4 protein-coding genes and 1 rRNA gene are annotated in these 6,058 nt (G+C 50.3%); all 5 read left to right on the top strand.

The window, feature by feature from the left end; all coding sequences use genetic code 11:
- Positions 1–239, top strand: a 239-nt coding sequence (locus BN3279_RS24125) for a hypothetical protein (protein ID WP_148466785.1), incomplete at its 5' end; no start/stop codon positions are given.
- 170 nt (positions 240–409) lie between these two features.
- The gene (ligA, locus tag BN3279_RS00660; RefSeq protein WP_059048775.1) at positions 410–2,431 is read left to right on the top strand and encodes an NAD-dependent DNA ligase LigA; all 2,022 of its coding nucleotides are present in this window, start codon (positions 410–412) and stop codon (positions 2,429–2,431) included.
- A gap of 190 nt (positions 2,432–2,621) precedes the next feature.
- Positions 2,622–4,106 carry an ABC transporter substrate-binding protein gene (locus BN3279_RS00655; RefSeq protein ID WP_059048774.1) on the top strand — a complete coding sequence of 495 codons (1,485 nt, stop codon included), beginning with the start codon at positions 2,622–2,624 and terminating at the stop codon, positions 4,104–4,106.
- Between the two features lie 276 nt (positions 4,107–4,382).
- Positions 4,383–5,567, top strand: a complete 1,185-nt coding sequence (locus tag BN3279_RS00650) for an MFS transporter (RefSeq protein ID WP_232436724.1) — start codon at positions 4,383–4,385, stop codon at positions 5,565–5,567.
- A gap of 382 nt (positions 5,568–5,949) precedes the next feature.
- Positions 5,950–6,058, top strand: a 16S ribosomal RNA gene (locus tag BN3279_RS00645); the annotation flags it as partial.

Raw genomic sequence — 6,058 nt, 5'->3', positions numbered from 1 at the left:
GCGGCGTCACCGTGACCACCGGCGGGCCGGGGGCACCGGCTGCCGGCAAGTCCGCGAGCCCCGGCGACTTCAGTGCCGGGGACAAAGTCTCCCATGCCAAGTGGGGCGTCGGCACGGTCGTCTCGATCAAAGGCTCCGGCAACGATACGGAGCTGCAAATCGCCTTCCCGGCCCCGACAGGCGTCAAGCGCCTCTTGGCCGGCTTTGCTCCGATCACCAAGGTGACCGAAGCCGAATAAACGTTGCTTTCTGGCGCATATGCGCGTATATTTGTCTCCACCGGAGGGCATCGTGTAACCAGAACTTGCATAAGTTGCTTGTTTTCATTCGTTTTTCATAACGGAGCGGGCCTCCCCGGCCTTCTCCGTTTCTTACATACCTATATCTATTGAAGGAGGGTTATCCCTGCATGGACGTGATGCAAAGAATGGAACAGCTTGTCGAACTGCTTGGGCAGTACAACTATCACTACTATACGTTGGATCAGCCGCTGGTGAGCGATAAGGAATACGATGTGCTGTACGACGAACTAGTAGCCTTGGAGGCACAGACGGGGATTACGCTGCCGGACTCACCCACGTTAAGAGTGGGGGGCGAACTACTGGAAGGCTTCAAGCCCCATCGCCATCTGGCCCCACTGTGGAGTCTGGATAAGGCGCAGAATGAAGACCAGTTGCAGAATTGGAACGCTCGCGTCCTACGGCTGATTGCTGACTATAATGTGAAAAATCCCGAGACCCCGCTCCCTGACCCTAGCTATGTAGTGGAACTCAAGTTTGACGGCTTGACCCTGAATCTTACGTATACCGACGGCAAGCTGGTGCAGGCCTCCACGCGGGGGAACGGCGTTGTTGGCGAAGGCATTCTCGCCCAAGTAAAGACGATCAAATCCGTTCCATTAAGCATTCCTTATGCGGAAGGGACTATCGAAGTGCAGGGAGAAGGTATCATGAACCTTTCCGTACTGGCCAAGTATAATGAGACGGCTGCAGAGCCGCTCAAGAATGCTCGTAATGCAGCAGCCGGTGCTTTGCGCAACCTTAATCCGCGGACGACCGCTGACCGGAAGCTGAGCGCCTTCTTCTATAATGTGGGCTATACGGATGAGCTCCAATTCCAGGATCATCGTGAGATGATGGAATTTCTCAAGAACAATCGCTTTAAAGTGAATCCTTACGTGACCTATCACGACAATTTTGCGGAAGTGATGGAGGAACTGAGGCTGATCGTAGAGCGGCGCTCGGCGCTGGATTATCTGATCGATGGGGCCGTCATCAAGCTAACGGATATGGCGACCCGGGAAGTGCTGGGGTACACGGATAAATTTCCACGTTGGGCTGTCGCCTTCAAGTTCGAAGCCGAAGAGACGACGACTATTCTTGAATCGGTTACATGGAATGTAGGACGTACGGGGAAAATCACACCGCTTGCCAAGGTAGAAGCCGTGGAGTTGGCGGGAGTGACCGTCCAGAACTGTACGCTGAACAACGTGGGCGATATTGAACGCAAAAATTTGAAATTCGCCTTGGGCACTCGGGTGTTCATACGCCGCTCGAATGATGTCATTCCGGAGATCCTCGGCAAGGTGACCGATGAACAGGATGGCGGGGAGATTCTCTATCCCGAGGTTTGTCCGGCCTGCGGCACGGTGCTGGAGCAGCGGGGAGCGCATCTGTTCTGCAACAATCGGCTGGGCTGCAAGCCACAGATTGTGGCCCGCATCACTCACTTTGCTTCACGCGATGCGATGGATATTGAGACCTTTAGCGAGAAGACGGCAGAGCAATTGCATGATGAACTGAACGTGCGCGAGCCAGCCGATCTGTACACGCTACAATTTGAGGATCTGATCAAGTTGGAGCGCTTTGGCGAGAAGAAGGCGAACAACTTGCTGGAGGCCATCCGGCAGAGCAAGGAACGTGACTTGGCGTCCTTCCTGTTCGCCCTGGGCATTCCGAATACCGGCAAATCGACGACCAAAGCCTTGGCCGATCATTTCGGCAACCTGGCCGCGGTGATGACGACGACGGCGGAAGAGCTTATTACCTTGCCAGATATCGGCGGCATTGTGGCCGAGAGCATCGTATCCTTCTTCGCTGATCCTTTCCAGCAAGAGGGGATTCGGCGGATGCTGGAGCAGGGAGTGGCTCCGCGAGCCTCCGAACCTGCGGCTGCGCCCGTCACGGATTCCTACTTCTCAGGTAAGACCGTCGTCCTTACGGGCACACTGCACCTGCTTGGCCGGGATGAGGCGACGAAGCGGCTGGAGGCGCTGGGCGCCAAGGTGACTGGCAGCGTATCAAAGAAGACTGATCTGGTTATTGCCGGCGAGAAGGCAGGGAGCAAGCTGACCAAAGCTCAGGAGCTGGGCATACCTGTGATTGAGGACGAGAATGAATTAATTCGGCTTCTGGAAGGAGGGCTTTTGTAGCAGTAATCCGGCTGTATTCAGGAGAGCCTGTATGCTTGCTTTTCCCTATAAATGTTTACTATAATCCGACCTTTGCAGTTCCTAAGAACTGTTTTAGGTCGGATTTTTTCTAGAAAAGGAAACTATTTCTTCCTTCATTCGTTCTATCTATAGAGGACTCTATTAAAATATCTATATTTTGGAGGTAAAGATGAAGGGATCATGGTTACATAAGGGGCTCATGGTGTTATTGGCTTCCGTCGTGCTTGCGGGCTGTACCAGCCGTCCGGCACCAGAAGCAGAGCAGACATCCAGCCTGAAGGTCATGTTTATGGATGAGGGGTATTTCTTCCAGCAATATGGTGATTTATTTGCCATGGAGAAGCCAAATATCGAGATCGAGGTTGTCAGTACGAATAGCATTTATCGCGACAACCCTGACGGCGTCACGGACTATACTAAAGCTCTTGAAGAATTTATAGAGAAAGAACAGCCGGATGTTGTCATGTTAAATACGGAGTCTTATGAGAAAATGGCTTCCGAAGGCAAACTGGCAGAACTGGACACGTTAATCGAACGGGATAAATATGATACCGAATCGATTTACCCTGCTCTGATGGAAATCCTTAAGGATAAAGGGGGCGGCAAGCTGTATGGTTTGTCCCCAACCTTTTACGGGAATGCCATCTTCTACAATGCTGATTTGTTTGCCAAATATGGTATCGAAGTACCGCATGACGGGATGACCTGGCAGGAGATTCTGGATACTGCACGGCGTTTTCCTACCGATGGAGATAAGGATACTAGGGTGTATGGCTTTGGTACAAACTATGGCATGACGATGGATCAACTGGCATCCAACATTGCGAGTACACAAGGCTTGAAGTTTATCAACACGGATACCATGAAGGTTACGCTGAACACGGATTCCTGGAAGCAAGCTTACAAGCTGGCAATGGATGCGATGGACTCTCAGGCCATCTATAATCCGGGGGACGACATGTTCCAGGGCGGATCAATGGAGGATTACTATAAGAGCCAACTGTTCATGATGGGACGTATGGCGATGACAGTAGACGGTTCTTATATGCTGCAAAGCCTTAAGGATGCGCAGAATCAAGTCAAGGACTACCAGCCGTTCCAACTTGGGGCTGTAGCAGGACCCGTGGATCCGGCGGACCCTGAAACATCGCGGAATATTTTCTTTAACGATATCTTTGGTATTCGGGCCAACTCTCCTAATGCGGATGCGGCTTGGGAATTTATCAAATTCATCAACGGCGAGAAGTTTGCCAAGGTGAAATCGAGAACGATGAACGGTGGCTTGTTGTCTCGGATGAATGTAACCAAGGAATTTAATGGGATGAACCTGGACGTATTTTATAAGTTGAAGCCAAGTCTTAGTAATGATCGAAGCGAGGATTATACCAAAATTCCAGACGCATTTAATATGGAATACTACGGCATTCTGACCCGGGAGATTCAACTGGCCCAGGACAAGAAGAAGTCCATTGATGAAGCGCTCCAGACCATTGAGAGTGAAGCGCAGGCTCTTTTGGATAAGGCGATCAAGGACGAGGCCGCGGGAAAAACGTCGAGTGACGGCAGCACAGCCGGAGAAGATGGCGGAGCAGCTACATCTGGCGAGAGCGGCGCTGAAACAGGCGAGGCAACTGAGGTCATTGTAGTAGAGTAGCGCTTACCATCTACAGATGCTCAACGCATAAATCACATAATCCCCTTATATGGGGACAACGTACAATAGCCACTTCAACAGAGGTTAGCCAAAGTCAACTCGACTGGGGCTAACCTCTTTTTTTGCACACGCACTTGTTATTGAAAAGTTAGCGAATCGCCATAATTATCGGTTTGTATAGTACCCGCAAGAGCTGATTTTACCTTATAATCTTCGGGAGGTTGTAACCGAGCGACAAGAAAATACGCATATCACCAAGCGGGGAGGGAGCACAACGTGCAGAAGACAAGATGGTTGTTAAATGGTATTGTCATGATTTGCTTTATGGATTTGTTTGTTCAGTTGCCCGTGATGGGGCCTTTTGCACAAAGCCTGGGGGCGGGGTCATTTCAGATTGGACTTGCTGTGGGTCTGTACTCGCTAACTAATATGCTGGGTAATATGATTGCGGGAATATGGATTGACCGATTCGGCGGCAAGCCGATACTACTCACGGGGTTATTGCTGACGGCAAGCATTATTTTGCTGTATCCGCTTGTGCAGCAACCGACGCATTTGTTGATGGTTCGGGTGCTGCACGGCTTGTCCGGTGGATTGCTCGTTCCGAGCGCATTTACATTAGTATCCCGCTATGCCTCCGGTCGGGGGCAGGGCCGATCGATGGCCTTATCCGGCGCGGCCGTTGGAGTGGCGGCCATTGTAGGCCCGGCATCGGCGGGGATTTTGAAGGCTAGTGTAGGATTGGATAGGCTATTCATGAGCCTTTCAGGTTTGCTGGTGATGGGTGCAATTCTGGTATGGGTAGGGGCACCTAAATCTACAAAAGGAAAAGAAGAGGAAGCTGGATCAATCAGGGTGCGGGAATCCCGATCAGCTTTCTTGGCTGCCATTCGTCAGAAGTCCGTGATTCAATCGTATTTTGGAGCCTTCTCTTTAATGTTTGCTATGGGGGCATTAACGTTTAGCTTGCCCTTGAAAGTGGACGCCCTGGGCTTTCCTGTCCAGACAGCCGGTATGATGCTTAGTGTATTTGGTGTAGTTGCCATCTGCATGTTCCTGCTACCGACCAACCGTATGTTTGATCAAGGCTCCCCTTTAAAATTGAGCTTGGCAGGCGGGCTATTGGTGATCATCTCTCTATTTGCCCTTTCACTCATGCAACATCGGATAGCTATGTTTGGCGTAATGGCTGTGTATGGGCTTGGATTTGCGCTATTATTTCCTTCGTTGAACGCACTGCTAGTGAAGCACATAGCTTCTGAACACAAGGGGAAGGCGTTTGGGTTGTTCTATGCTTTCTTTTCCCTAGGTGTCGTTGCCGGTTCCTCCGGCGTGGGAGCATTTACAGAAAATTATGATACTGCTCTGCGAATTGCCGCCATATTCTTATTGTTATCTTGCGGTTTGTTGATCGTTTGGCAGTTTGTCCGTAGTGGACGGCGGATAATCGCAAAGTCCTGACCCGATTCCCTGCCTTCTGCAGGTCATTGAGAACCCGATAAGGTGGGGGGCTCCCGACTGTTAACGAGGATAAAGTACATTTTGCAGCACTCATGAGATAGTCCTGAAAATTCATGTTGCAAAAACAATCCTGGCGTGATACATTATTACTTGTCGCTTCGGACGGCATCTTGCCGAAAGGCTGGTGAAGATGTCAAAAAAGAAGTTGACATGATATGAGCAATTGAGTATAATAAATAACTGTTCGACAAAAACTGAGAGACATTGGATGATGTCGAATAGTGCAAGCAAGTTCTTTGAAAACTGAACAAATGGAACACGTCATTGAAACAAACGATTTTAACAAATCGTCAGTAAGTTTTAAATGAGCAAGTCAAACACTTTATTGGAGAGTTTGATCCTGGCTCAGGACGAACGCTGGCGGCGTGCCTAATACATGCAAGTCGAGCGGAGTTATTCGGGAGCTTGCTCCTGAATAACTTAGCGGCGGA

Origin of the sequence: Paenibacillus senegalimassiliensis (genome assembly GCF_001486585.1) — a bacterium.
In the GTDB taxonomy this organism is placed as follows: Bacteria; Bacillota; Bacilli; order Paenibacillales; family Paenibacillaceae; genus Fontibacillus; species Fontibacillus senegalimassiliensis.
This window is presented reverse-complemented; position numbering and strand designations above follow the sequence as displayed.